Origin of the sequence: Streptomyces sp. NPDC056479 (genome assembly GCF_042795335.1) — a bacterium.
In the GTDB taxonomy this organism is placed as follows: domain Bacteria; phylum Actinomycetota; class Actinomycetes; order Streptomycetales; family Streptomycetaceae; genus Streptomyces.
Window position 1 is genome coordinate 938,210 of record NZ_JBHTRZ010000003.1, and the last position, 23,066, is coordinate 961,275.

Consider the following 23,066-nt stretch of genomic DNA (forward strand, 5'->3'; position numbering starts at 1 on the left):
GAACTACGACAACTGGGACTGGACCTGGGAGGAGATGAGCTCCAGGTGGTCCAGGTCGGCCAGGTCGAGGACCTGAAGGTAGATCCGCTGCGAGCCGATCTCCTGGAACCGGCCGATCCTGTCGACGACCTCGCTCGCAGAGCCCGCGAGCCCGTTGGCCTTGAGCTCGTCGACCTCACGGCCGATGGCGGCGGCGCGCCGGGCGATCTCCTGGTCGTCCTTGCCCACGCACACGACAAGGGCGTTGGAGTAGACGAGGTCGTCCCCCTTGCGGCCGATCTCCTCGGCGGCGGCCCGCACCCGCCCGAACTGCCGCTCGCTGTCCTCGATCGAGGCGAAGGGCATGTTGAACTCGTCGGCGTATTTGGCGGCGAGCCGCGGCGTACGGGTGGCGCCGTGCCCGCCGATCAGAACCGGAACCTTGCTCTGGGCCGGCTTGGGCAGTGCGGGCGAGTCGGTGAGGTCGTAGTGGGTGCCGTGGAAGTCGAAGGTCGCGCCGGTCTCGGTGGCCCACAGCCCCGTGACGATGGCGAGCTGCTCCTCCAGCCGCCCGAACTTCTCCTTCGGGAACGGGATGCCGTACGCCTTGTGCTCCTCCTCGAACCAGCCGGCGCCCAGGCCCAGTTCGACGCGGCCGCCCGACATCTGGTCGACCTGGGCGACCTGGATGGCGAGCACGCCGGGCAGCCGGAAGGTGCCGGCGGTCATCAGCGTGCCGAGGCGGATCCGCTTGGTCTCCCGGGCGAGACCGGCGAGCGTGATCCAGGCGTCGGTGGGTCCGGGCAGACCGTCTCCGGAGCCCATCCGCAAATAATGGTCGGACCGGAAGAAGGCATCGAACCCAAGATCCTCCGTGGCCTTCGCCACGCGGAGCAAGGTCTCGTAGGTGGCCCCCTGCTGGGGCTCGGTGAAGATGCGAAGATCCATGCCCCCATCCTGCACGCCGCGACGGCCGTCAACCGCACCGGTCCCCCTGGCCTCCGCATCCCCGGTCGGGTGAATTCCGTCAACGCGAAAGCCGCCGTCGGCCCAGGCCAGTGACCGCCCCCGACGGTGATCGTTGGCTCGGTCGGAGCCGGACCGCCCGGCCCCCGCCCCGGCCTGTCAAGCCTGGAGCGTCAGCGTGTCGGCCCACTGCCACTGGGGGGCCGGAGGCCCGAGGAGGCCGTCATGTCCGAGGAATTCGCGCCACCGCAGAGCGGCGGTACCGGCCAGCCGAAAGGGCTGCTCCAGCAGATGGAGGAGCTGATGGCCGCCCTCAACGCGGACCTGTCGGCGCTGGACGCGGACCTGCAGTCGACCGGCGGCCCCGGGCAAGGCCGACGGCAGGAGGGCGAGACGGGCTGACGGGCCGTCGGCCGAGCGGGCCGCGAACCGTCGCCGGCCGCGGGCGGTGCTGGGGGCTGCCGCCCCCGGGCCCCCGCTACCCCGCCTCCCGCTCCGCCAACACCTCCTCCCGGTCCGCCAGTCTCCGCAGCATCTCCAGCACCCGGTCCCGGGATTCGTCAGCCGCGTCGATCGCCTCCATGCACTGCCAGTACGTCGCCTCGTCGTCCGACGCGCTGGCCAGACCGACCATGGCGATCCCGACCTCGCCCAGCAGGCTCCCCAGATGCATCAGCGCCTGCCGCGCATCGCCCAGCTCCGTGAGCTGGGCCGCCAGTAAGTCGCCGTCCGCCAGATCCGGCACATCCAGGACCCCGCACCCGCGCCCCGCGAGCTCCGTCAGCCCCAGTGCCTCGCCCCGCAGTTCGGGGGGACCGAAGACCGCCAGCCGGCTCCCGATCGCCTGAGCCAGGGCCTGCGCCTGCCACACCTCGGTCATGGTCTCCGGCGCGCCCCCACTACCCGCCAGCGCACGCCTGCTAGTCAAGATGAGCCGCACCGCGTCCATCCGCAGTCCCCGTCTGTCGCGACGCGCTGCCCACGCGTCCGCCCGAACTCCCTTGTTCACTACCCAGAGTGAGGGCGCTTGAGACGAAAAGCCAGAGGAAGACGGAAATCTATGGACAACTTTTCGGTTGCGGCCAGCTGAATGAATACGGAGCGTACAAGCGGACGTAGCCCCTCCCCGGCGCTCCCCTACGGCGCGGGAAACCTCCGCTCGTTCCGATCGATCTTCGCGTCCAGCGCAGCCAGCACATCGATCCCCAGCACCTCACAGAGCTGCAGGAGATACGCCAGCACATCCGCTACCTCATCCGTCACCCGCGCCGCGGTGTCCGCGTCGTCCATGACCCGCGCCGACTCCTCCGGCGTCGACCACTGGAAGATCTCCAGGAGTTCGGACGCCTCGACGCTCAGCGCCGCCGCGAGGTTCTTCGGCGTGTGATACGGCTGCCAGTTCCGCGCGGCGGCGAACTCGGCCAGCCTGCGCTGCAGCTCGGCCACATCAAGAGGTTCGGTCACGCCTCAAGATGTACCACCGTCGCGCCGCCCGCCTCGGCCACCCCCGACCCGTCGCTCACCGCCCCGACCAGCCGGATGTGCCCCCGCTCGCACATCCGCGAGGCCAGCTGCAGGAGCTCCGTGCGCTGCCCCGGATCCAGCCCTCGATCAAGCCCGTCCGCCAGCACGGTCAGTGTCTGCAGGGCCGCGGGAACCTCCCCCACCGGATCGATCTCCCATACCCCGGGCCCCGTCAGCAGCACCAACGACAGCGCGAGATACCGCAGCTCACCGTCCCCCAACCGCCCGAGCTCGGTCCGCACCCGGTCCCCCCGATCGAGCACTCCCCGCACGGTCCCGTCCGCCAGCACCTCGCCGACCACATCCGCGACCACCCCCGCACACCCCGCCCGGGCCGCCGCCACCAGCTGCGCATGCCGCTGCCCGCACTCCGTCCGCGTCCGCCACAGCACTTCGGCGAGGTTGTCGCACCCGCCGAGCAGCCGCCCGGACCCGAGCGGCACCGCGGCCCGCATCCGCTCCGGCCGGGGATCGCAGGCGAACACCGACCGCAGGGCCACCACCATCTGCTCGGCCGCGGCCAGCACCCGCCGCTGCCCGTCCGTCTTGCCGGCCACCCGCAGCGGCAGCAACGCGGTACCGAGCCGGTCGTCGGGCAGCGGCGCCCGTGTCACCGGCGACTGCCCGGCCGTATGCCAGGCGGCCTGCACAAAGGGCCGGCTCGGATCACGCAGGGCGGTCTCCAGCAGAACGAGACCGCCCGCGCTCAACCGCTCCCCCACGATCCGCAGTTCGGGCTCGGCCTGCACGGCGACATCGAGCCGCACCGGACCCTCGGGACCGTCGGCGGTGCAGCCGACACGGAAGCCGCGGCGACGCTGGGCGTCGGGCCGGGCCCGTTCCGGAACGCATGCCACCGGGTCCAGGAACACCTCCCCGACCCCGGCACCCCCACCGAGCCGTGCCAGCGCCTCGTACGCCCGTAACGCACTGCTCTTCCCGCTGCCGCTCGGCCCGGTGAAGAGCGTGAGCGCCCCGAGCGGGAACGCGGTCCGCCGATGCCCGGCGAACGCGGACAGCCGCAGCTCGGTCAGCCGAGGCCGGCCGGGCGGCGCACCGTCGCCCGCCGTACCGGACGGCTCACCCCCACGGCGTTCCTGAGACGGCAAGGACACGGCACCAGACACACACGACACGGCCATGTCCGGACCGTAGGCCCCCGGTCACCGGGCGAACCGTTACACCCGGGCGCCCTTCCTACGAACGAGCGAGCGCCCCGGCGAGCCCGTCACGCGCCCGGGACCCCGGCGCCCTCCATCAGCCCGCTCACCTCGGTCCCCGGCGGCGTCAGCAGAAACACATTGCGGTCCACCCGGTGCATCCCGCTGCCCAGCCCGAAGACCACGCCGGTGCTGAAATCGAGAACCCGCTTGGCGACCTCGTTCTCCGCGCCCGTCAGATCCAGCAGCACCGGAATTCCCGCCATGAGCGTCTCGGCGACGTCGCGGGCGTCCCCGAACACATTGACCCGGAGCACGACGAAGCGCCGCCGCGGCTCGGTCACCGCTTCCGGCATCGCACGATGGTCCACCGCGGACGGCCACGCGTCGCGGCCGCGCAGCGGCACGACCTGGGCGAGCCCTTCCCACTGTTCATCGGTGACGTCGTGGCTGTTCACCGGCTCCCCCCGCCTTGACTCGCCTTCAATGCCTGCACCGGCCAATTCTTACTTCAAGTCACCCGTTCGGCCCAACAGCGACACGGACCGCGACGGTATCGCATGGCGTCATATCCCTCACATCGCGCCATCCGCGACTGTGTGGCCGACGTAACTCCTCATGATCAAGGGATGTGACATCGACGTAACGGGCAATTCGTACGCTCCAGACAGCACCCCGACCCCAGAAGGGCCCCGCGTGACCTCGACCACCCCCACGACCCAGGTCCGGACGGTCTGCACCTACTGCGGTGTCGGCTGCGGGATCCTGCTGGACGTCGGGAGGGGGCCCGACGGGCGGCGTACGGTCCTGAAGGCCTCCGGCGACAGGACACATCCGGCGAACGCGGGCCGGCTGTGCACGAAGGGCGCGACCACGGCCGACCTGCTCGCCGCGCCCGGCCGGCTGACCACCGCGCTGGTCAGGGACGACCGGGGCGAGGAGCCGGTGCCCTGCCCGGTCGGCGACGCCATCGCCGAGACCGCCCGCCGGCTGCGCGCGATCATCGACGAGCACGGGCCGGACGCGGTCGCCCTCTATGTGTCGGGGCAGATGAGCCTGGAGGCCCAGTACCTGGCGAACAAGCTGGCCAAGGGGTTCATCAGGACCAACCAGATCGAGTCGAACTCACGGCTGTGCATGGCCAGCGCGGGCATGGGATACAAGCTGTCCCTCGGCGCCGACGGACCTCCCGGCTCCTACGACGACTTCGACCACGCGGACGTCTTCCTGGTCATCGGCTCGAACATGGCCGACTGCCACCCCATCCTCTTCCTGCGCATGATGGAGCGGGTCAAGGCGGGCGCGAAGCTGATCGTCGTGGACCCCCGGCGTACCGCCACCGCCGCCAAGGCCGATCTCTTCCTCCAGATCAAGCCGGGCACCGACCTCGCCCTCCTCAACGGCCTCCTCCACCTGCTCGTGGAGAACGGCCGCACCGACCCCGACTTCATCGCCGCCCACACCGAGGGCTGGGAGGAGATGCCGGCCTTCCTCGCCGACTACACACCTGCCGCCGTGGCGAAGATCACCGGCCTCGCCGAGGACGACCTGCGCACCGCCGCGCGGCTGATCGGCGAAGCAGACGAGTGGATGAGCTGCTGGACGATGGGGCTCAACCAGTCCACGCACGGCACCTGGAACACCAACGCCCTGGTCAACCTGCATCTGGCCACCGGCGCCCTCTGCCGCCCGGGGTCCGGTCCCTTCTCCCTCACCGGGCAGCCCAACGCGATGGGCGGGCGCGAGATGGGCTACATGGGGCCGGGGCTGCCGGGGCAGCGGTCCGTCCTCGTCGACGCCGAGCGGGACTTCGTCGAGGAGCTGTGGGAGCTGCCGCCGGGCACCCTGCGCGCCGACGGGGTCGGCAAGGGGACCGTCGAGATGTTCCAGAGGATGACCGACGGCGAGATCAAGGCCTGCTGGATCATCTGCACCAACCCCGTCGCCTCGGTCGCCAACCGCCGTACGGTCATCGAGGGGCTGGAAGCCGCCGAGTTCGTCGTCACGCAGGACGTCTTCGGGGAGACCGAGACCAACGCGTACGCCGATGTCGTACTGCCGGGCGCGATGTGGACCGAGGGCGAGGGCGTCTTCGTCAACAGCGAACGCAACCTCACGCTGACCAGGCCGGTGACCGACCCGCCGGGCGAGGCGATGGCCGACTGGCGGATCATCGCGGCCGTCGCGTGTGCGATGGGGTACGAGAAGGGGTTCTCGTACGACAGTGCCGAGGACGTCTTCGAGGAGATACGGCGCGCCTGGAACCCGGTGACCGGCTGGGATCTGCGCGGGGTGACCTACGAGCGGCTGCGGGCCACGCCCGTGCAGTGGCCCGCGGCCGATGTGGAAGGGCCCGCGCGCAATCCGATCCGCTACGTCGACGCGGACGGCGGGCTGCGCTTCCCGACCCCGAGCGGGCGGGGTGTCTTCCACGCGCGGCCGCACCTGCCGGCCGCCGAGATGCCGGACGGCGACTATCCCTTCGTACTGAACACCGGGCGGGTGCAGCACCAGTGGCACACGCTGACGAAGACGGGGAGGGTCGCCAAGCTCAACAAGCTGAACCCGGGGCCGTTCGTGGAGGTGCACCCGCAGGACGCACGGGAGCTGGGGATCGCCGACGGGGACCGGGTGGAGGTCGCCTCGCGGCGGGGACGGGCGGTGCTGCCGGCCGTCGTGACCGACCGGGTGCGGCCGGGTGACTGCTTCGCACCGTTCCACTGGAACGACCTGTTCGGGGAGTACCTCAGCGTCAACGCGGTGACCAGCGACGCGGTGGATCCGATCTCCTTCCAGCCGGAGTTCAAGGTGTGCGCGGTGTCCCTGACGAAGGTGGCGGCTCCCGCGGCTCCCGCGGCTCCCCTGCCGGAGGGGCCGGTGGCAGTGCTGACGCCGACGGCCGTCGCCCCCGGCCCGGCCGGTGCCTTCGGTCTGCAACCCGCTCAGCCGCCCGTCCTCTCCGCACAGGAACGCCTCTATCTGACCGGCTTCCTCGCCGGCATCGAGACCGGCGCGCCCGGCATCCCCGTCCTGCCGCCGGACGCGCCCTTCAGCCCCGAGCACGCGCTGTGGGTGAACGGCGTCCTGGCCGGCATGTACTCCCGTACGGCGGCGAGAGCGGCGGAACCGAGCGATCGGCAGGGCCGCGAGGTCGTCGTGCTCTGGGCCTCACAGACCGGCAACGCCGAGGAGTTCGCCACCGCCACCGCCGAGCGGCTGGGCGCGGCCGGGCACCGGACCAGCCTGGTCGGCATGGACGAGGCCGATGTCCGCGCCCTCGCCCGGACGGCCGACCTGCTCTTCATCACCAGCACGTTCGGCGACGGCGACGCACCCGACAACGGCTCCGGCCTCTGGGACACGCTGTCCGACGGGCAGGCGCCGCGCCTGGACGGCGTGCGGTACGCCGTGCTCGCCTTCGGCGACTCCTCGTACGACGACTTCTGCGGGCACGGGCGCCGTCTCGACGCACGGCTGGACGAACTGGGCGGGGTGCGCATGGCCCCCCGTACGGACTGCGAGCCGGACTACGAGCCGTCCGCGGGGGCGTGGCTGGACCAGGTCCTCACGGCGCTGGGCAGCACGCAGGCCCCCGCCGCCGAGCGGCCGAAGTCCAGGGCCAAGCCGGATCCCAGCACCGCCCGCCTCGTCGGCAACCGGCTGCTCAGCGGGCCCGGCGCGGGCAAGGAGGTGCGGCGCTTCACGTTCGACACGAGCGGGACCCCGCTGCCGTACGAGACGGGCGACGCGCTCGGCATACGGCCGGTCAACTCGTCGGCGCTGGTGGCGGAGTGGCTGGCGGTCACCGGAGTCGACGGCTCGACGGCCGTCGAGATGGACGGCGTCGGCGAGATGTCCTTCGCCGACGCCCTGCACCGGCACCTCGACATCACGAAGATCACCCCGGATCTGCTCCGCTTCGTCGCCGAACGCGCCCGGGACGACCGGGGGTTGCGCAGGCTGCTCCGGCCCGACAACAAGGACGGGCTGGCACAGTGGAGTTGGGGACGGCAGGCCGTGGACGTCGTCGCCGAACACCCCGTGCGGGCGGGCGCCGAGGAGTGGGCCGGGGTGCTCAGGAAACTCCAGCCGCGGCTGTACTCCATATCGTCCAGCCCGCTCGTCGACCCGCACAGCGTCTCCCTGACGGTCTCCGTCGTGCGCTACGAGAATCTGCACGGCCGGCCGCGCGGCGGGGTCTGCTCGCCCTTCCTCGCCGACGCGGAGTCCGCCACCGAAGTGCCGGTCTTCGTGCAGCGCTCCCCGCACTTCCGGCCGCCGGCCGACGCCGCGACGCCGATGGTGATGGTCGGCCCCGGTACCGGTGTCGCGCCGTTCGTCGGCTTCCTCCAGGAGCGGCGCGCGCTCGGGCACAAGGCGCCCAACTGGCTGTTCTTCGGCGAGCAGCACCGGGCCACCGACTTCTACTACGAGGACGAGCTGACCTCGCTGCTCGACGAGGGCGTGCTCGCCCGCCTCGACACCGCGTTCTCCCGCGACCAGCGCAACAAGGTGTACGTCCAGGACCGGATGCGCGAGCACGGCCCGGAGCTGTGGCGCTGGTTGCAGGACGGCGCCCACTTCTACGTCTGCGGCGACGCCTCGCGCATGGCGAAGGACGTGGACCGGGCCCTGAGGGACATCGCGGTCACGCACGGCGGTCTGGAGGAGGCCGAGGCGTCGGCGTACGTGAAGCAGCTGGCGGCGGCGAAGCGGTACGTGCGGGACGTCTACTGACCGGGGTCGCCGGCAACGCCGGGGATCTTCTCACCCGGCTCACACCGGACTCTTCACGTCCCTCGGCACCTCGCTCACCAGGCCTGATTACCGTCCGGTGGCGTGCAGTCGGCAGAACAGCAGTGGGTGACACCGCATCGGGGGACACGGTCGCCGGTGCCCGCCGTCCCGGAACCGCCCGCCCAGTGGCACCGCGTCCTGACCCTCCTCGCCGACGTCAGCCTCTTCGTCGGCACCCGGGCGATCTGGACGTCGGCGGCGAGCCATCGCCTCGTCGTTGCCGCCGTCGTCTCGCTGTGCTACGCCTCGATCCTGGTCTGCGGCGTACTGGCGCTCGTCGTGCGGCGGGCGAGGTCGCTGGCGCGGCTGGACCTTTGCGTGCTGGTGACCGCGGTGACGCTGACGCTGTGCGCGTGGGTGATGCACCACGGCGGCAGCGACGAGGCGCTCCTGACCACCCAGGCCGCCCGTGAGCTGGTCGCCGGGCACCCCGTCTACGGACAGCCCTGGCCCTGGCTCTTCGGCCACGGTGTCGCCCTCACCCCGACGGTCACGGGCGGCTACGACTTCACGTACGGCTATCCGCCCCTGGCCCCGCTGCTGACGGCGGCGCTGCTGTGGCTGGGGCACGGGGCGCTGGCCGCGACCGTCGTGAGCACGGCGGCCCTGATCGCAGGCACCGTCGTGCTGTGGCGGATGCTGCCCGCGCCGTGGCGGTCGGCGGCGACGATGGCGTGCCTGGGCTTCGGGTTCCTTCCGTCGTACGCCCGCCTCGGCTATCCGGCGATCGTGGCGCTGGCCCTGCTGGTGCCGGTGGTGGTGCGGTGGCCGCGGATCGGGCGGGGCGGGCGGCTCGGGACGGGCGGGCTGGCGCGGGCGGCGTGTCTGGGGGCGGCTTGCGCGGCGCAGCAACTGCCGTGGTTCCTCGCGCCGTTCCTGCTGGCCGGGATCTACGCCGTGCGGCGCGGGGAGCTGGGCACGCGGGCGGCGGCGCTGGTGGTGGCGCGGACCGGCGGGGCCGCCGGAGTCGTATGGCTGCTGATCAACACGTACTTCGTCGTGAGTGAGCCGGGAACCTGGATCCGGGGCATAGCGCTGCCGCTGACCCAGGGTGCCGTGATCCACGGGCAGGGCGCGGTGGGTATCTCGCTGTACTTCACCGACGGCAGTGACCGGCTCGACTGGTACTCCCGCGCGAGCATGCTGCTGGAAGTGGGACTGCTCGCACTGTTCGTGCTGTTCGTACGGCGGCTGGGGCCCGCGGCGACCGTGCTGCCGTGGTGCGCGTTCTTCCTCGCGACGCGTTCCCAGGACGGCTACTACCTGATGCTGACGCCGCTGTGGCTGGCGGCGGCGGTCACCGCGCCGGCGTCGGAGTTCGCCGCGGCCTGGCAGCCGCGGATGGTCTCCCGACGTCCGGCGCGGATCGCGGCGGCCGTGCTGCTGCTCGCCCCGGCCCTGGCGAGCACGGCGTGGGCTGCGACCGGGACGCCGCCGCTGGCCATGCGTCCGGCCTCGGTGCGCTGGGCGAGGCCGGCTGCCGTGGCGCGCCTGGGCGTCGAGGTCACCAACACGGACGCCGTCGCCCTCGCGCCCCACTTCACGCTGACCACGGGCCAGGGCATGGGCCGGTACTGGACGGTCGTACGGGGTCCGGCCACGCTGCCCGCCCACGCCAGGGCGCGCTATGAACTCCGGCCGCCGGCGGGGAGGTTCGCTCTGCCCCGGCCGGGTGTACGGATCCGGCTGCGGGCCCTGACGGCCGTACCGCAGACGCTGTCGAGCGTCGATCTCAGGCTGCGGCCGTCCGTGTGAAGCGGAGCGTGGTGGCGACGGTGGTGAGGCCGCGGATCATGCCGAGCTGGTTCCAGCCCATGGCGAACTGCGCGCGGTCCACGCTGAATTCGGCGTCCAGGGTGAGCGACCCGTCGTCCGCGCCGACGAGTCGTGCGGTGACGGACTTGGGCCGGCTGATGCCCCGGACGGTGAGCTGACCGACGACGTGCACCTCGTCACCGTCGCGCAGTTCGGCGCTGCGGACCGAGAAGGTGATCTCGGGGTGGTTGGCGGCGTCGAAGAAGTCGGCGGAGCGCAGGTGCTCGTCGCGCTTGGCGTTGCGGGTGTCGAGGGAGGCGACGTCCAGGGTGATGGCGCCCACGGCCGAGCCGTCGGGCCGCACCTCGCCGTTGCCGGTGACGGCGGCGAAGGCGCCCTTCACGTTGACCAGGCCCCACATGGTCCTGTGCCGCAGGGCGACGGTGGAGGCGGTGGTGTCGAGCTGCCAGGTTCCGGTTTCGACGGCGACGGTCATGATCTTTCACTCCTGAGCTTCGGGGCATCGCAGGGGGTCTGCCGGGGATCTGTAATCCAAATTTGGACGACACCAGCACGCTAGCCGATACTCCAAATTTGAACAACAGCTACACTCGAATTCATGGCCGACCTCTCCGACTGCCCCTCCGCCTCCGGCGACGGACTCCTGCCCGCCGAGCTGCACGCCTGGATGCTGATGCTGGCCGCGACGGGAGCGGTGGAGCAGGAGCTGCGCTCCGTCGTCAAGGACCGGCTGGACGTCTCGCACGACGAGTTCCTGGTCCTGTGCCTGCTCGCCGCGGACCCCGGCCAGGCGGTGCGCATGACGCGGATCGCCGAGCTCCTGGGCCGCCCGAAGACCCGCCTCACCTACCAGATCGCCTGCCTCCAGCACGCCGGTCTGGTCACCCGCAAGTCGGTCTGCGGCGACAAGCGCGGCGTCGAGGTCGCCCTCACCGAGAAGGCGCGGGGCCTGCTCAAGGAGGCGTCCGCGGTGCTCGCCGAGACGGTGAAGGAGGCGCTGGAGCGGTTCATGGGTCCCGCCCAGCGCCAGGCGATGTGCGCGCTGATGCCCGACTTCGCCGCGGAGGCGACCCCGGATTAGCGCACGACTGCGCCCTGCGGGAGAGGAGTTGAGGCGTCGCGCGAACGTTCCACGCGTGACCGGCGTCATAGCGGTACCCGTCCTCGAAGGGAGTGCCGCCATGACCGCCGTACCCGTGACTGCCCGCGCCGCACTGGTGGGGGGCTTGATCTGCGCGGTCGCCGCCTGCGGCAGCGGCACCGAGACCGCACCGTCGCAGGAGTCCGCCGCGTGGCGGGAACCCGCCTCGTACACCTACACGCTCCGCTCGAGCGAAGGGGAACGGAGTCTGATCGGCGCCTTCCGGATCACCGTCCGCGACGGCGCGGTGGTCAAGGCCGTGGGCCTCGACGACAGTGGCCGACGGGTCGTCGAGGACGTACCCGACGCGGTGCCCACCATCGCGGAACTCCTGGCGGAGTTGGAGCAGGCGCGACGGGACGACGCGGACCGGGCCGAGGCCGAGTACGCGGACGACGGACACCCGGTGCGGATCTCGCTGGACTGGATGAAGAACGCCATCGACGACGAAGCCCTGTACGCCATCAGCGACTTCGAACCGGCCGATGGCTAGCGGGGCGGACGACCGGGCCGCTCTGCCGTCCGGCTGCAGATGGACAGTTCAGGTAGAAGATCCCAAATAACGGCGCGTCTTAGGATTATTTGGGGCATTTCTCATTAATCTCCCGTGGCTGTAAGGAGTCGATCCTTCACGAGTCGCATCCACTTCGCTCCACCGGAGATGACATGCACAAGCTTCGCAAGGCCGCCGTCCTGGTCGCCGCCCTCAGCACCGTCGGACTCCTGGCCGCCGGCACCGCCCACGCCGACGGCCCCGGGGGCGACCAGATCGGCGTCAAGCAGAGCACCAACTGCAAATCCCACGACCTGAACATCGACATCCTCGGTGTGGTCGGCCTGCTCAACGGCGTCCTGGGCAACGGCCTCAACGGAGAGGGCGACTCGGGAGCCCAGAGCACCCACCTCGGCTCGACGATGGGCTGCAACAACAGCGCCTTCTAGGACGAGCGCAGCACCACCACCGGAGAGCACAGGCGGTCAGCGCACAGCTGACCGCCTGTCCGGGTCTGTTGTCGCCCACCTCCCGGACCGTCAGCCGGCGGCGATCGCCACCCCCGCGTAGGCCACAACCGCCAGAGCCAGTACGGCCGCGGGCACGGCCCGCGCCGGTGGGTCGCCGTGACGCAGATGGACCACGGCTGCCGCGGCCATCAGCAGCGCCAGCCCGACGGCGGCGGCCACGCCGAGCGGGACCGAAACCGGCCCGAGCAGCAGCCCGACGGCGCTGGCCACCTCCAAGGCACCGATGACCCGGTAATGCCCCGCCGACATGCCGAGATGGGCTGCCGCTCGGCGCATGAACGGCACCGCGGCGATCTTCGCCAGGCCCAGGGGGAGGAGGACCAGGCACAGCGCGACGGCGAGGGCGATCTGTGCCGTCGTCATGCCGACCGCTCGCGGCGACCGGCGCCCAGGCGGGCGAAGTGGTCGATGAGGTCGGGGGCGTCCACGGCGCCCGGGTTGAGGACCTGCTCGACCGGGGCGCCCTGCAGGAGGCGCTTGATCGGGACTTCCAGCTTCTTGCCGGTGCGGGTGTGCGGGATGCCCGGCACTTCGAGGATCTCGTCGGGGACATGCCGCGGTGAGGCGCCCGTGCGGATGGCGTCGCGGATCTTCTCGCGGAGCGCGTCGTCCAGGGTCACCCCGGCCGCTGGGACCACGAACAGCGGCATCCAGTAACCGCCGTCGGGCTCTTCGGCGCCGATGACCAGCGACTCGGTGATCTCGGGCAGCCGTTCGACGACGTCGTGGATGTCGGCACTGCCCAGGCGGACACCGTTGCGGTTCAGCGTGCTGTCGGAACGGCCGTGGACGATCACCGAGCCGTGACCGGTGACCGTGATCCAGTCGCCGTGCCGCCAAACGCCCGGGTAGGACGCGAAGTAGGCGTCGCGATAGCGGGTGCCGTCGGGGTCGTTCCAGAAGTGCAGCGGCATCGACGGCATGGGACGGGTGAGGACCAGCTCTCCGACCTGGTCGGTGATCGGGCGGCCCTCGGCGTCGTACGCGGCCAGGGCCACGCCCAGGTGGGGCGCGGACAACTCCCCCGCCCAGACGGGGGTGTTGGGGGCGCTGCCCGCGAAGCCGGAGACGACGTCGGTGCCGCCGCTGATCGAGGCGAGCAGCACACGGTCGCCCACGTGGTCGCGGACCCACGGGTAGGCGGAGGCGGGCAGGGCGGAGCCGGTGCAGCCGACCACACGGACCGACGACAGGTCGTGCAGGGACGGGTCGATGCCGAACTTGGCCATGCCCAGCAGGTACTGGGGGCTGGTGCCGAAGACGGTGACGCGATGGCGGGCGGCCAGTTCCCATAGGACGCCGGGCTTGGCGAAGGGCGCGGGACTGCCGTCGTACGTGCACGTGGTGGCACCGGTGAGCAGGGTGGAGGCCACCAGGTTCCACATCATCCAGTGGGTGGTGGTGTACCACAGCAGGCGGTCGTCGGGGCCGAGGTCGGAGTGCAGGCCGAGGGTCTTCAGGTGCTCAAGGACCACGCCGCCGTGGCCGTGGACGATGCCTTTGGGCAGACCGGTGGTGCCGGAGGAGAAGACGACCCACAGGGGATGGTCGAACGGCACCGGCGTGCAGTCGAGTTCCTCGGTGCGGGTGGCCGCGTCCTCCCACGGGACGAACAGCGACGGGTACGCCTGGGCCGGCCACGGCAGGCCCACGTGGTCCACCAGCAGCGTGGCCTTCAGCGTCGGCAGCGCGCGGGCGAGTTCGAGGGCGGCGTCGCGGCGGTCGTGGGTGGTGCCGTTGAAGAGGTATCCGTCGGCGGCGACCAGCACGGTGGGCCGGAGCTGGGCGAACCGGTCGGCGGCCGCCTGGGGCGCGTAGTCCTGTCCGCACACCGACCACACGGCACCGAGGCTCGCGGCGGCCAGGAACGCGACGATCGCGTGCGGGGTGTTGGGCAGGTAGCCGACGACCCGGTCGCCCTTGCCGACGCCCAGGTCGCGCAGGGTGGCGGCGACGGAGGCGACCAGGGAGCGCAGCCGTTCTCCCGTCACCTGGTACCCGGCACCGGTCTCGTCCAGCGCGATGATCGCGGGCCGGTCGGCGGAGAGATTGCGCAGGGCGTGGTGGGCGTAGTTGAGGGTGGCGCCGGTGAACCAGCGGGCGCCGGGCATGGTTTCCTCGGCCAGCACCTGTTCGTACGGGGCGTCCGCGTCGATGCCGAAGTAGTCCCACACCGCTGCCCAGAAGCCCTCCAGGTCGGTGACCGACCAGCGGTGCAGTCCGGCGTAGTCGGTGCCGTCCAGCCCGGCATGGCGGGCGAAGTCCATGATGCGGCTGTCTTCGACGGCCTGCGGATCGGGCGTCATGAAGGGGTCCGGGTACGGCCTGGTCATCGTGTGGCGCTCCTCAGCAGGCTTTTCTCGACGGTCCGTGGGGAAGGTTGGGGGCTGCGTGTGGTGTGCAGGAGGGCCGCCCAGGCGGTGGTGTCCGTGAAGTCGCGGGCCCCGGCCGGGACGACGTCCATGACCACACGGTCGGGGCGCAGCAGTACGGCGTCCGCCCGGCCGGCCCGCAGCCAGGCGGCGAGCGTGCCGTCGTCGCGGAGTTCGGACACGGGCACCGCGCGGACGCCGAGGCCGAGGGCGAGCGCGTTCAGCGAGGGCGAGGGGTCGGCCACGGTCAGCACGGCGAAGGTGTCGCCGAGGACCTCGTCGAGGCGGCTGCGCCGTCCGTCGGCGTCGACCCACGGTTGCGGGCAGTGGGTGCCCACGAGGCGGCTGCCGCGCCGGGTACGGCGCCGCACGAGGGGCCCGGTGGTCAGGGCGGGACTGAGATCGCGGCCGGCCGCCTCGGTCAGGGCGGGTATCCGGCAGGCCACGGCCAGGAGCCTGCGGCGCAGCGCGGCGGCGCCGTCCTGGCCGCCGGTCATGGCCCAGCCCATGGCGACCGCGAGCCGGATCACATGCCGGGCGTGGGGCGCCCGCTCGCTCTCGTAGGTGGCGAGCAGCCGCTCGTCGCCGCCCTGCCGCAGGACCCGGGCGAGCTTCCAGGTGAGGTTGTAGGCGTCCCGCAACCCCGCGCACAGGCCCTGTCCGATGAACGGCGGGGTGAGGTGGGCGGCGTCGCCGAGAAGGAAGACCCGTCCGCTGCGCCACCGGTCGGCGATCCGCGCCCGGAACGTGTACGCCGTCTCGCGGACGACCTCGAAGTCCCCGTCGTAGGAGGGCGGCAGCCACGGGGCGACGAGCTCACGGACCGGCGGCTGCTCGCCGTCGCGCAGCCGGAACTCCCAGCGGTAGCTCTCCTCGCCGACGCGCATGAAGGTCGCCGGCCGGTCCGGGTCGCAGACCTGGTCGACGCCCTCCCAGCAGCGGACGTCGGCCGTGGTCCGCGCGTCGATGACGGTCCAGCGCTCCTCGAAGCGCAGGTCCTCCCATACGGCGCCGATGGCCTCACGGGTGAGGCTGTTCGCGCCGTCGCAGCCGAGCACCGCCTCGGCCCGCAGGTGATGTTCACCGGCCTCGTCGCGGTAGGTCACGCGCACCGGGCCCTCGGCGTCCGGTGCGATGCCGGTGACCTCCACGCCGCTGAGCAGTTCGCACTCCGGGTGCCGGGCCAGGGCGTCGCGCAGCAGTCGCTCCAGTGCGGGCTGCTCGAACATGCTGGTCTGCGGATAGCCGTGCGGTCCGTGCTCCGCGCGGCGGAACTCGGCCATCACCCGATGCCGCGCGTCCAGCAGCCGCAGCCCGTTGCCCGGGCGGACGATCGCGGCGAACTCCTCGCCGACGCCCACGGCCTGGAGGATCCTGCGCACCTCGTCGTCGACGACGAGGGCGCGCGGGAGCGGGTAGACGTCCTGGTGGCGTTCCAGGACGACGCTGCGCACTCCGCGCCGGGCGAGCAGGAGGGCGGCGGTCACGCCCACCGGACCGGCGCCGATGATCACGACGGGTATGTCTGACAAGTGTTTCTCGACGGTCATATGCGGCTCCCTCGGGTCCTACTGCGCGTCCGCGACGGGCGTGCGCTGCTCACCGAGGTCGATACGGCCGTCCGGGGTCGCGATCGTCGCCGTGATCACGTCACCCGGGTGCAGATAGTGCGGGTTCTTGGCCTGGCTCTTGAAGAACGCCTTCCACTTCACGGCGGGCGGCAGCAGCGCGCCGATCTTCTCGACCGGCTTGGGCGGGGCCTTCAGGGCGGTGCCGCCGGGGGTGCCGGTCAGCAGCAGGTCACCGGGGTCGAGGGTCTGGAAGCGGGCCAGCAGCGTCAGCGCCTGTGCCGGGCGGACGATCATGTCGGCGAGGGTGCGGTCCTGGCGCAGCTCGCCGTTGACGCTCAACCTCAGCCGCAGGTCGAGGAGATGGGTGAAGTCGTCCGGCTCCAGCAGCGTGAGGTGGGGCCCGGTGGGCGTGAAGGTCGGGTACGACTTGCTCTCGTAGAACTGCGTCTTGGTCAGCTGGACGTCGCGGGCGCTGATGTCGTTGGTGACGACGAGCGCGGCGACGTACGACGGCAGGTCGTCCTCCTCGACCACGGCGCCGACGGGCAGCTGCGCTCCCATGACGAGGCCGAGTTCGATCTCGTAGTCGAGGAACCTGACATGGGAGGGCCGCACGACGGCCTCGCCGGGACCGCTGACCGAGCCGGACGCCTTGCGGAAGAAGGCGGGCGGTATGTCGCCGGTGAAGCCCGAATCGCGGGCGTGGCTGCGGTAGTTGACCATCTGGGCGACCACCCGGCAGGGGGTGGTGACCGGGGACAGCGCCACCAGGTCGGCGACGGGCGTGCCCGGCGCATCGGAGAGCGCGGCCTCTTGTACGGCGGCCCGGTCGGCGATCAGCTCGGCGGTGGTGACGGCCTTGGTGTCGACGGGGACGGCGCGCGCGTCGCGCACCACCCACCACCCGTCGGCGGTACGCAGGACGTTGGTGCTCATGAGTTCACTGCTTTCAGCAGGCCCAGCAGACGGGCGGGGTCGAGTTCGTTGTCACCGCGCAGGGCGTGCAGCACCTCGCGGAGCTTGGCGGGGGTGGGCGTGGCGCCGAGGAAGTCACGGGTGGCCGGCGGGCCCCACTGGGCGAGGCCGCTGGTGGACATGGGCGCCCAGCCGGGCTCGACGTCGCAGGAGAACAGGTCGCCGTCGGCGAAGTGCTCCAGCATGAAGCGGTCGGGGTCGCGCCAGTAGTCGAAGAGCTGGCTGCCCTGGATGTGCCGTCCGATACCCCAACTGCGCTTGTAGCCGCGCTCGTTCAGGTACTCGCCGCCGGCCGCGATCGAGTCCAGGTCGGTGACCTGGTAGGCGGAGTGGACATAGCCGCTGCCGGGGCCCAGATGCATGGCGAGCGTGTGGTGGTCGGCCGGCACGCCGCCCAGATCGCAGCGGATGAACGCCATCGTCGGACCCCGGTCGCGCTGCCCGTCCAGGAAGAGGAAGTCGGACACGATCATCCCGAGGGTGTCGAGATACCAGTCCAGGGCACGGCCGAACACCCTTGTCTCCAGGACCACATGCCCCAGGCGCTGGATACGGGACGGCGCGCGGGGCGGGCGCTGGGTGGCGTTCGTACGGCGGTGGTCGGTGCCGAAGTTGAGCAGCAGCGGCCGCTGCTCGGGGAGCGCCGGCAGCCGCTCCGCGCAGTGCACCACGCGCACGGGGAAGCCCGACGGGTCGAGCAGGTCCACGGCCTTGCCGCCGCCCGGGACATCCGCGTCCCGGACGTCCGTCCCCGTCGCCCGTGCCAGCCGGTCCAGGTCGGCGCGCTCCGCGGCGCGGAACGCCGGTCCGATGAAACGGGACGTGCGACCGCGCCGGATCACCATGCTGGGCGAGCCGGCGAGGGTGCCGCGCAGCCACAGCTCCCGGTCGGTGCGGGCGGCGATCTGGAAGCCGAAGTCCCGGGCGAACACCTCGGCCCGGTCCAGGTCCGGCTTCTCGAACTCCAGCCAGGCCAGGTCGGCCACCTTGATCACGGGGTTCCGGGACCTGCCCGGATGCTCGCCGCGCAGGGCGCCCTGTTCGCTGTGAAGGTCCTGGTGGGCCGTCTTGGCCTCAGCCCCCAGGACGCGGGTTTCAGACATGGTGCCCTCCGAGCAACATTGCCGTAATGAGGAAATCATCAAGTTTGACAGTCTCGTCGTCAAGACGTTCACGGCAGGAAATGATGAATTCATCAGGACTGCGATCTCCATCGCCGCCGCGGTTAGACTCGGCGCATGTCTACGTCAGCCGCGCCCGGCAACCGGTTCGAGCGCCGTCGCGCCGAGACCCGCGGGGCGCTCGTCCGTGCGGCCCGGCAGATACTCGCCGAGACCGGGGACACCAGTGCCAGCATCCAGGCGATCGCCGAGCGTGCCGACGTCGGCTTCGGCTCCTTCTACAACCACTTCGAGTCGAAGACGGAGCTGTTCGAGGCGGCGGTGGAGGACGCGCTCGAGGAGTTCGGCCAGACCTTCGACGACCGGCTGAGCGGCATCGACGACCCCGCGGAACTGGTCGCCGCCGGCTTCCGCCTCAGTGCCCGGATGGCGGACTCCCACCCGGAGCTGATGCAGGTCCTGCGCCGCCGCGGCCTCGGACACCTCCACTCGCGCAACGGCCTGTCCACCCGGGCCCTGCGGGACGTCCAGGTCGGCATCGCATCCGGCCGCTTCTCCTCACTGGACCCCACGGTGGCGCTCTCCGCACTGGGCGGAACCCTGCTCTCCCTGGTGGAGCTGCGGTTCGCCCGCCCCGAGCTGAACGGCGACGAGGCCGCCACGAACCTGGCCGAGATGGTCCTGCGCATGCTGGGCGTCGCACCGGACGAGGCCCACGAGGTCGCCCGGCGACCGCTTCCCGACCTCGACTGACGTCACGGCCTTCAGGTTCGAGGAGCGTTTTCGGCTTCTCGGTAGCCTTCACCTTCATGACGCGCGCTTGGATCCTGCCGTTGCTGCTGGTGCTCTCCGGCTCAGCCATCGCGACCCTGCTGATGGTGCGCGGATCTCCCGGCGAAGCGGCAGCGCTCCTGGTCGTCTTCGTGTCGCTGGCGGCCGTGAACTCGCCGCTCGCCTTCCCGAGATCGATCGGAGCGCAGGAGGCACAGCGCCGCAGCGCGCTCGACGGCCGCCCGGTCGTCTTCTGGCGGTCGGGCTGCAAGTACTGCCTCCGACTGCGCATCCGGTTGGGCCGCGGCGCCCGCCAGGTGCATTGGGTCGACATCTGGCGCGACCCGGCCGGCGCGGCTGCGGTGAGAGCGGCCAACGGAGGCAATGAGACCGTGCCGACCGTCGTCGTGGCGGGGCGTGCGTATGTCAACCCCGATCCGGGATGGGTGCGCGAACAGCTGCCGTGAGGTGGCTGGTTCAGGCGGGTACGGGTGCGGGCCTGAATAGGGTGCGGGGCCATGACGGGCTCTGCGGGGGAAGCGCCGCTCTGGCGGGATCGGCGGTTCGTGCTGCTCGGATGCGCACGTGTGGTCTCCGTGCTGGGGAACGGGTTCGCGCGGGTGGCGCTGGCGTTCGCGGTGCTCGCTCTGCCGGGGCCGATGCCGGACGGCTGTCGCTGGTGGTGGCCTGCCAGGCCTTGCCCCAGCTGGTGTTGATCCTGGTGGGCGGGGTGATCGCGGACCGGATGTCGCGGTCGCGGCTGATGGTCCTGGCCGATGTGCTGGGGGCCGGGGCGTATGCGGGGCTGGCCGCGATGGTGCTGACGGGGCACGCACCGCTGGTGGCGATGTGCGTCCTGGCGATGGCGGCCGGAACGGCGACGGCCCTGTTCGCACCGGCGATGGACGGCCTCGTACCCCTGGTAGTCCCGGCAGGTCGCCTGCAGCAGGCCAACGGGCTGCTGCGGATGGGCACCAACAGCTCCCTGCTGCTGGGGCTCGCCCTCTCCGGGGTGACCGTGGCGCTGGTGGGCGCCGGCTGGGCGCTCGCGCTCAACGCGGCCTCGTTCCTCCTGAGTGCGGCGCTGACGGCTCGGCTACGGGTCGCCGCCCCGCCGCGGAAGCGGTCGTCGGGCTGGGCCGATCTGCGGGAAGGGTGGCAGGAGTTCGCCTCTCGGCAGTGGTTGTGGGTCGTGGTCGTCCAGTACGCGGTGGTCGTCGCCGCGCTCAATGCCAACCTCGGCGTGCTGGGCCCGCTGATGGCCGAACAGCAACTGGGCGGGGCGCGTGCGTGGTCGATCATCGTGGCGGCGCAGGCCGTCGGCACCATCACCGGCGCGGGCCTCGCCGCCCGCGTCCGGGTGCGGCGCCCCATCCTCGTCGCGGTGCTGTGCACGTTTCCCGCCGCCGTACCGCTCACTCTGCTCAGCGCCGGGGCGCCGGTCTGGCTGATCGCCGCGGCCATGCTCGGCGCCGGTGTCACGAGCGATGTGTTCGGCGTCCTCTGGGCCACCACCATCCAGCGGGAGATCCCCGAGCGGGCCCTGTCCCGTGTCAGCTCCTACGACTGGTTCGGCTCGTTGGCCTTTGCCCCGCTCGGGCTGCTCGTCGCCGGCCCGGTCGCCGCGGCCGTGGGCACAGGGCAGGCCCTCGCCGGCTGCGCGGCCCTGGTCGTCCTGGCGAGCACGGCGGCTCTGCTCTCGCCTGGAGGTACGCGGCCTGCGCACCGCCGACCAAGCGCCTTCCGAGGCGGCACCTGGCCGTGAGGGTTCCAAGCATCAGGTCGGCGAGGAAGCGGCGGGGTGATTCTCATAGCAGTCCTGAGCCGCTGCCTTACTGTCCTCCGGCCGTCGACGAAGTCGTAGCGGCCGCGTCGTCAGCCGTGGTGTCAGTCGGCCGTCGCGTCCTCGGCCGGTGTCTCTTCGTCCGGTGTCTCTTCGGTCGGTGTCACTTCGGTCGGTGTCACTTCGGTCGGTGTCACTTCGTCCGACGACTCGTCATTCGCGTCCCCGGTGATGACCACCACGCTGCTGCCCGCCGCCACCTCGCTCCCCGCCTGCGGGGTGCTGGACGTCACCACGGCGTCGGACGCCTGGGAGTAGCCGCTGACAACGCTGGTACCCAGGCCGAGCGCGCTCAGTTCGGACCGGACCTCGGCAAGGGTCCTGCCCACGATGTCGGCCGGGACCTGGACCGTCTCCACGACCCTGGCCACCTGCACGTCGACGGCCGTGCCCGGCTCGACCTCCTCCCCCTGCCCGACGCTCTGTTCGACCACAGTGCCCGCCTCGGCGCCGCTCTCCACCTCGGTCGTGTCGCCCAGCTTCAGGCCCTGCCCGGCCAGCAGTTCGCGGGCCTCGCCGAGCGTGCTGCCGGTGAGATCAGGGACGGTGGCCTTCTCAGGTGCCTCCGCGACGGCGAGCGTGACCTCGGTTCCCTTCTCGACCTTGTCGCCGCCGGCCGGGTCCTGCTCCAGGACGGTGCCCGGATCCTCCTCGGACTCGACGTGCCGGAGCTTCACCTTGAAGCCCATGTCCCGCAGGATCCGGGAGGCGTCGTCCTCGTCCTTGTCCGTGACGTCCGGCACCTCGGCCTTCGGCGCCCCGGTGGACACCGTGACCGACACGGCCTCCCCCTTGGCGAGTTCGCCCTCCGTCGGGCTCTGCTCGCAGACGTGCCCCATCGGCTGGTCGGCACAGGGTTCCCACTTGCCGACCGTGACGGTGAGGCCGACGTTGTCCGCCGTACGCCGGGCTTCGTCCAGACTCCGGCCGACGAGATCGGGTACGTCGGCCTTGCCGTCGTCGGCCGGGCCCCGCCCGAAGAGGAGCCAGCCGAGCAGCAGCGCGAGGGCGACGACGACCACGCCCACAACCGTCAGGGCGACGTTCCCTCGATGCCGGCGACCGTTGCCCCGCTGCTCGGCATCGTCGTACGGGACGACCTCGCTCCCCTCCGGCGGGACGCCCGCCCCGAGGCGGGCCTCGACCTCGGCGAGCATGTGCTCGGCGGACCGATGGCGATGGGCGGGGTCCTTCTCCAGGGCGCGCAGGACGATCGCGTCCACCTCCGGGCCGACCTCGGGGTTGTACACGCTCGGCCGAAGCGGGGCCTCCTGTATGTGCTGGTACATCACCGCCATCGGCGTCTCGCCGGTGAACGGCGTGCGGAAGGTGAGCAGTTCGTACAGCAGACAGCCCACCGAGTACAGGTCGGAGTGGGCGTCGATGTCCCCGTCCATGGCCTGCTCCGGCGAGAGGTACTGAGCGGTGCCGATGACCAGCGACGTCTGCGTCATACCGACGTCCCGGGCGATCCCGAAGTCCATGACCTTGACCTGACCGGCGGAGGTCAGCATGACGTTGGCCGGCTTGATGTCCCGGTGCACGATGCCGTGCTGGTGGGAGTGGGCGAGAGCGCGCAGCACGCCGGCCGCCACGGACAGCGCGCGATCCACGGTCATCGGCGGCCCGGAGTACAGGGCGTCGCGCAGGGTCGTCCCGTCGACGTACTCCATCACCAGGTACGTCAACGGGACTCCCACACCGGCCCACGAGCCGCCGTACGACGTACCGAACTCCTCGCCGATGTCGTACACCGCGGCGATCTCGGGATGGTTGAGCGAAGCCGTGGACTGCGCCTCCCGCCGGAACCGCTCCTGGAACGCCTGCTCGTGGGCGAGGTCGGCGCGCAGGGTCTTCACGGCGACGAGACGCTCCAGCCGGACGTCGTGCGCGAGATGCACCTCGGCCATGCCGCCGGAGCCGAGCAGCCTGCGCAGCTCGTACCGCCCGCCCACGACGGCCAACGGCGACGGAGGGGAGAAGGTCAGGTCGTCTGGTCCGCCGAAGTTCACTGTCTTCTCCACGGGTCGGAAGGTCGGGGCCGAGG

General features: G+C 71.5%; 21 protein-coding genes. 9 read left to right on the top strand and 12 right to left on the bottom strand.

The window, feature by feature from the left end; genetic code table 11:
* Positions 1-3 precede the first annotated feature (3 nt).
* Entirely contained in the window at positions 4-927 is a 924-nt protein-coding gene (locus ACFQ6S_RS15625; protein WP_383408699.1) for an LLM class F420-dependent oxidoreductase, read from the bottom strand.
* A 243-nt stretch (positions 928-1,170) separates the two neighbouring features.
* Here ACFQ6S_RS15625 and ACFQ6S_RS15630 point away from each other — a divergent pair, with 243 nt between their 5' ends.
* Positions 1,171-1,347: a hypothetical protein gene (locus ACFQ6S_RS15630; RefSeq protein ID WP_383408702.1), complete on the top strand. Its 177-nt coding sequence runs from the start codon at positions 1,171-1,173 to the stop codon at positions 1,345-1,347.
* 76 nt (positions 1,348-1,423) lie between these two features.
* Here the strand turns inward: ACFQ6S_RS15630 and ACFQ6S_RS15635 are convergent, their stop codons facing one another.
* The 4 genes from ACFQ6S_RS15635 to ACFQ6S_RS15650 all read right to left on the bottom strand — a co-directional run bounded on the left by ACFQ6S_RS15635 (position 1,424) and on the right by ACFQ6S_RS15650 (position 4,087).
* A complete protein-coding gene (locus tag ACFQ6S_RS15635) occupies positions 1,424-1,894 on the bottom strand; it encodes a DUF6099 family protein (protein WP_383409288.1) in 471 nt (156 codons plus the stop codon).
* Positions 1,895-2,082: 188 nt separating this feature from the next.
* A complete protein-coding gene (locus tag ACFQ6S_RS15640; RefSeq protein WP_383408705.1) occupies positions 2,083-2,409 on the bottom strand; it encodes a nucleotide pyrophosphohydrolase in 327 nt (108 codons plus the stop codon).
* Entirely contained in the window at positions 2,406-3,611 is a 1,206-nt protein-coding gene (locus ACFQ6S_RS15645; RefSeq protein ID WP_383408708.1) for an AAA family ATPase, read from the bottom strand. Before ACFQ6S_RS15645 ends, ACFQ6S_RS15640 begins: the two co-directional genes overlap by 4 nt.
* A gap of 86 nt (positions 3,612-3,697) precedes the next feature.
* A complete protein-coding gene (locus ACFQ6S_RS15650) occupies positions 3,698-4,087 on the bottom strand; it encodes a cell division protein SepF (protein ID WP_383408711.1) in 390 nt (129 codons plus the stop codon).
* A 238-nt stretch (positions 4,088-4,325) separates the two neighbouring features.
* Between ACFQ6S_RS15650 and ACFQ6S_RS15655 the strand changes: the two genes are divergently transcribed.
* Positions 4,326-8,366 (top strand): molybdopterin-dependent oxidoreductase, encoded by a 4,041-nt coding sequence (locus ACFQ6S_RS15655; protein WP_383408714.1) that lies wholly within the window; start codon positions 4,326-4,328, stop codon positions 8,364-8,366.
* Between the two features lie 156 nt (positions 8,367-8,522).
* Complete coding sequence (locus ACFQ6S_RS15660) at positions 8,523-10,181, top strand: hypothetical protein (RefSeq protein ID WP_383409290.1); 1,659 nt, start codon at positions 8,523-8,525, stop codon at positions 10,179-10,181.
* Here the strand turns inward: ACFQ6S_RS15660 and ACFQ6S_RS15665 are convergent.
* The gene (locus ACFQ6S_RS15665; protein ID WP_383408717.1) at positions 10,159-10,677 is read right to left on the bottom strand and encodes a YceI family protein; all 519 of its coding nucleotides are present in this window, start codon (positions 10,675-10,677) and stop codon (positions 10,159-10,161) included. The two genes, ACFQ6S_RS15660 and ACFQ6S_RS15665, sit on opposite strands and share 23 nt — an antisense overlap.
* A gap of 123 nt (positions 10,678-10,800) precedes the next feature.
* Between ACFQ6S_RS15665 and ACFQ6S_RS15670 the strand changes: the two genes are divergently transcribed.
* From ACFQ6S_RS15670 to ACFQ6S_RS15680, 3 genes are all read left to right on the top strand, one after another.
* The gene (locus ACFQ6S_RS15670) at positions 10,801-11,283 is read left to right on the top strand and encodes a MarR family winged helix-turn-helix transcriptional regulator (RefSeq protein ID WP_383408720.1); all 483 of its coding nucleotides are present in this window, start codon (positions 10,801-10,803) and stop codon (positions 11,281-11,283) included.
* A 100-nt stretch (positions 11,284-11,383) separates the two neighbouring features.
* Entirely contained in the window at positions 11,384-11,836 is a 453-nt protein-coding gene (locus ACFQ6S_RS15675) for a DUF6174 domain-containing protein (RefSeq protein WP_383408722.1), read from the top strand.
* A gap of 173 nt (positions 11,837-12,009) precedes the next feature.
* A complete protein-coding gene (locus ACFQ6S_RS15680; protein ID WP_383408725.1) occupies positions 12,010-12,285 on the top strand; it encodes a hypothetical protein in 276 nt (91 codons plus the stop codon).
* 90 nt (positions 12,286-12,375) lie between these two features.
* On the opposite strand, the gene ACFQ6S_RS15685 is transcribed toward ACFQ6S_RS15680, so the two are convergent.
* From ACFQ6S_RS15685 to ACFQ6S_RS15705, 5 genes are read right to left on the bottom strand one after another with little or no spacing between them, the layout of a single operon-like run.
* Positions 12,376-12,729 (bottom strand): DoxX family protein, encoded by a 354-nt coding sequence (locus ACFQ6S_RS15685; protein ID WP_383408728.1) that lies wholly within the window; start codon positions 12,727-12,729, stop codon positions 12,376-12,378.
* A complete protein-coding gene (locus ACFQ6S_RS15690) occupies positions 12,726-14,699 on the bottom strand; it encodes an acetoacetate--CoA ligase (RefSeq protein WP_383408731.1) in 1,974 nt (657 codons plus the stop codon). The genes ACFQ6S_RS15685 and ACFQ6S_RS15690 overlap by 4 nt, the downstream gene beginning before the upstream one ends.
* Complete coding sequence (locus ACFQ6S_RS15695; RefSeq protein WP_383408734.1) at positions 14,696-16,288, bottom strand: bifunctional 3-(3-hydroxy-phenyl)propionate/3-hydroxycinnamic acid hydroxylase; 1,593 nt, start codon at positions 16,286-16,288, stop codon at positions 14,696-14,698. The genes ACFQ6S_RS15690 and ACFQ6S_RS15695 overlap by 4 nt, the downstream gene beginning before the upstream one ends.
* 18 nt (positions 16,289-16,306) lie before the next feature.
* Positions 16,307-17,245: a fumarylacetoacetate hydrolase family protein gene (locus ACFQ6S_RS15700; RefSeq protein WP_383408737.1), complete on the bottom strand. Its 939-nt coding sequence runs from the start codon at positions 17,243-17,245 to the stop codon at positions 16,307-16,309.
* Positions 17,242-18,387 (bottom strand): VOC family protein, encoded by a 1,146-nt coding sequence (locus tag ACFQ6S_RS15705; protein ID WP_383408740.1) that lies wholly within the window; start codon positions 18,385-18,387, stop codon positions 17,242-17,244. The genes ACFQ6S_RS15700 and ACFQ6S_RS15705 overlap by 4 nt, the downstream gene beginning before the upstream one ends.
* 135 nt (positions 18,388-18,522) lie before the next feature.
* On the opposite strand from ACFQ6S_RS15705, the gene ACFQ6S_RS15710 reads away from it, so the two are divergent.
* The 3 genes from ACFQ6S_RS15710 (at position 18,523) to ACFQ6S_RS15720 (ending at position 20,941) form a co-directional block, all read left to right on the top strand.
* The gene (locus tag ACFQ6S_RS15710) at positions 18,523-19,158 is read left to right on the top strand and encodes a TetR/AcrR family transcriptional regulator (RefSeq protein WP_383408743.1); all 636 of its coding nucleotides are present in this window, start codon (positions 18,523-18,525) and stop codon (positions 19,156-19,158) included.
* 56 nt (positions 19,159-19,214) lie between these two features.
* Positions 19,215-19,643, top strand: a complete 429-nt coding sequence (locus ACFQ6S_RS15715; protein WP_383408746.1) for a glutaredoxin domain-containing protein — start codon at positions 19,215-19,217, stop codon at positions 19,641-19,643.
* A gap of 230 nt (positions 19,644-19,873) precedes the next feature.
* On the top strand, positions 19,874-20,941 hold the full coding sequence (locus ACFQ6S_RS15720; protein WP_383408749.1) for an MFS transporter: 1,068 nt from the start codon (positions 19,874-19,876) through the stop codon (positions 20,939-20,941).
* A gap of 122 nt (positions 20,942-21,063) precedes the next feature.
* Here ACFQ6S_RS15720 and ACFQ6S_RS15725 read toward each other — a convergent pair whose 3' ends face one another.
* Positions 21,064-23,043, bottom strand: coding sequence for a PASTA domain-containing protein (locus ACFQ6S_RS15725; protein ID WP_383408752.1), 1,980 nt, complete (start codon positions 23,041-23,043; stop codon positions 21,064-21,066).
* Positions 23,044-23,066: the final 23 nt, after the last annotated feature.

What these genes read in the sequence shown, in the direction of transcription:
- ACFQ6S_RS15675 (WP_383408722.1), top strand. Translation starts at nt 11,384, where the DNA reads ATGACCGCCGTACCCGTGACTGCCCGCGCCGCACTGGTGGGGGGCTTG.
- ACFQ6S_RS15665 (WP_383408717.1), bottom strand. Translation starts at nt 10,677, where the DNA reads ATGACCGTCGCCGTCGAAACCGGAACCTGGCAGCTCGACACCACCGCC.
- ACFQ6S_RS15635 (WP_383409288.1), bottom strand. Translation starts at nt 1,894, where the DNA reads ATGGACGCGGTGCGGCTCATCTTGACTAGCAGGCGTGCGCTGGCGGGT.
- ACFQ6S_RS15695 (WP_383408734.1), bottom strand. Translation starts at nt 16,288, where the DNA reads ATGACCGTCGAGAAACACTTGTCAGACATACCCGTCGTGATCATCGGC.
- ACFQ6S_RS15705 (WP_383408740.1), bottom strand. Translation starts at nt 18,387, where the DNA reads ATGTCTGAAACCCGCGTCCTGGGGGCTGAGGCCAAGACGGCCCACCAG.
- ACFQ6S_RS15710 (WP_383408743.1), top strand. Translation starts at nt 18,523, where the DNA reads ATGTCTACGTCAGCCGCGCCCGGCAACCGGTTCGAGCGCCGTCGCGCC.
- ACFQ6S_RS15645 (WP_383408708.1), bottom strand. Translation starts at nt 3,611, where the DNA reads ATGGCCGTGTCGTGTGTGTCTGGTGCCGTGTCCTTGCCGTCTCAGGAA.
- ACFQ6S_RS15670 (WP_383408720.1), top strand. Translation starts at nt 10,801, where the DNA reads ATGGCCGACCTCTCCGACTGCCCCTCCGCCTCCGGCGACGGACTCCTG.
- ACFQ6S_RS15685 (WP_383408728.1), bottom strand. Translation starts at nt 12,729, where the DNA reads ATGACGACGGCACAGATCGCCCTCGCCGTCGCGCTGTGCCTGGTCCTC.
- ACFQ6S_RS15625 (WP_383408699.1), bottom strand. Translation starts at nt 927, where the DNA reads ATGGATCTTCGCATCTTCACCGAGCCCCAGCAGGGGGCCACCTACGAG.
- ACFQ6S_RS15690 (WP_383408731.1), bottom strand. Translation starts at nt 14,699, where the DNA reads ATGACCAGGCCGTACCCGGACCCCTTCATGACGCCCGATCCGCAGGCC.
- ACFQ6S_RS15715 (WP_383408746.1), top strand. Translation starts at nt 19,215, where the DNA reads ATGACGCGCGCTTGGATCCTGCCGTTGCTGCTGGTGCTCTCCGGCTCA.
- ACFQ6S_RS15700 (WP_383408737.1), bottom strand. Translation starts at nt 17,245, where the DNA reads ATGAGCACCAACGTCCTGCGTACCGCCGACGGGTGGTGGGTGGTGCGC.
- ACFQ6S_RS15680 (WP_383408725.1), top strand. Translation starts at nt 12,010, where the DNA reads ATGCACAAGCTTCGCAAGGCCGCCGTCCTGGTCGCCGCCCTCAGCACC.
- ACFQ6S_RS15630 (WP_383408702.1), top strand. Translation starts at nt 1,171, where the DNA reads ATGTCCGAGGAATTCGCGCCACCGCAGAGCGGCGGTACCGGCCAGCCG.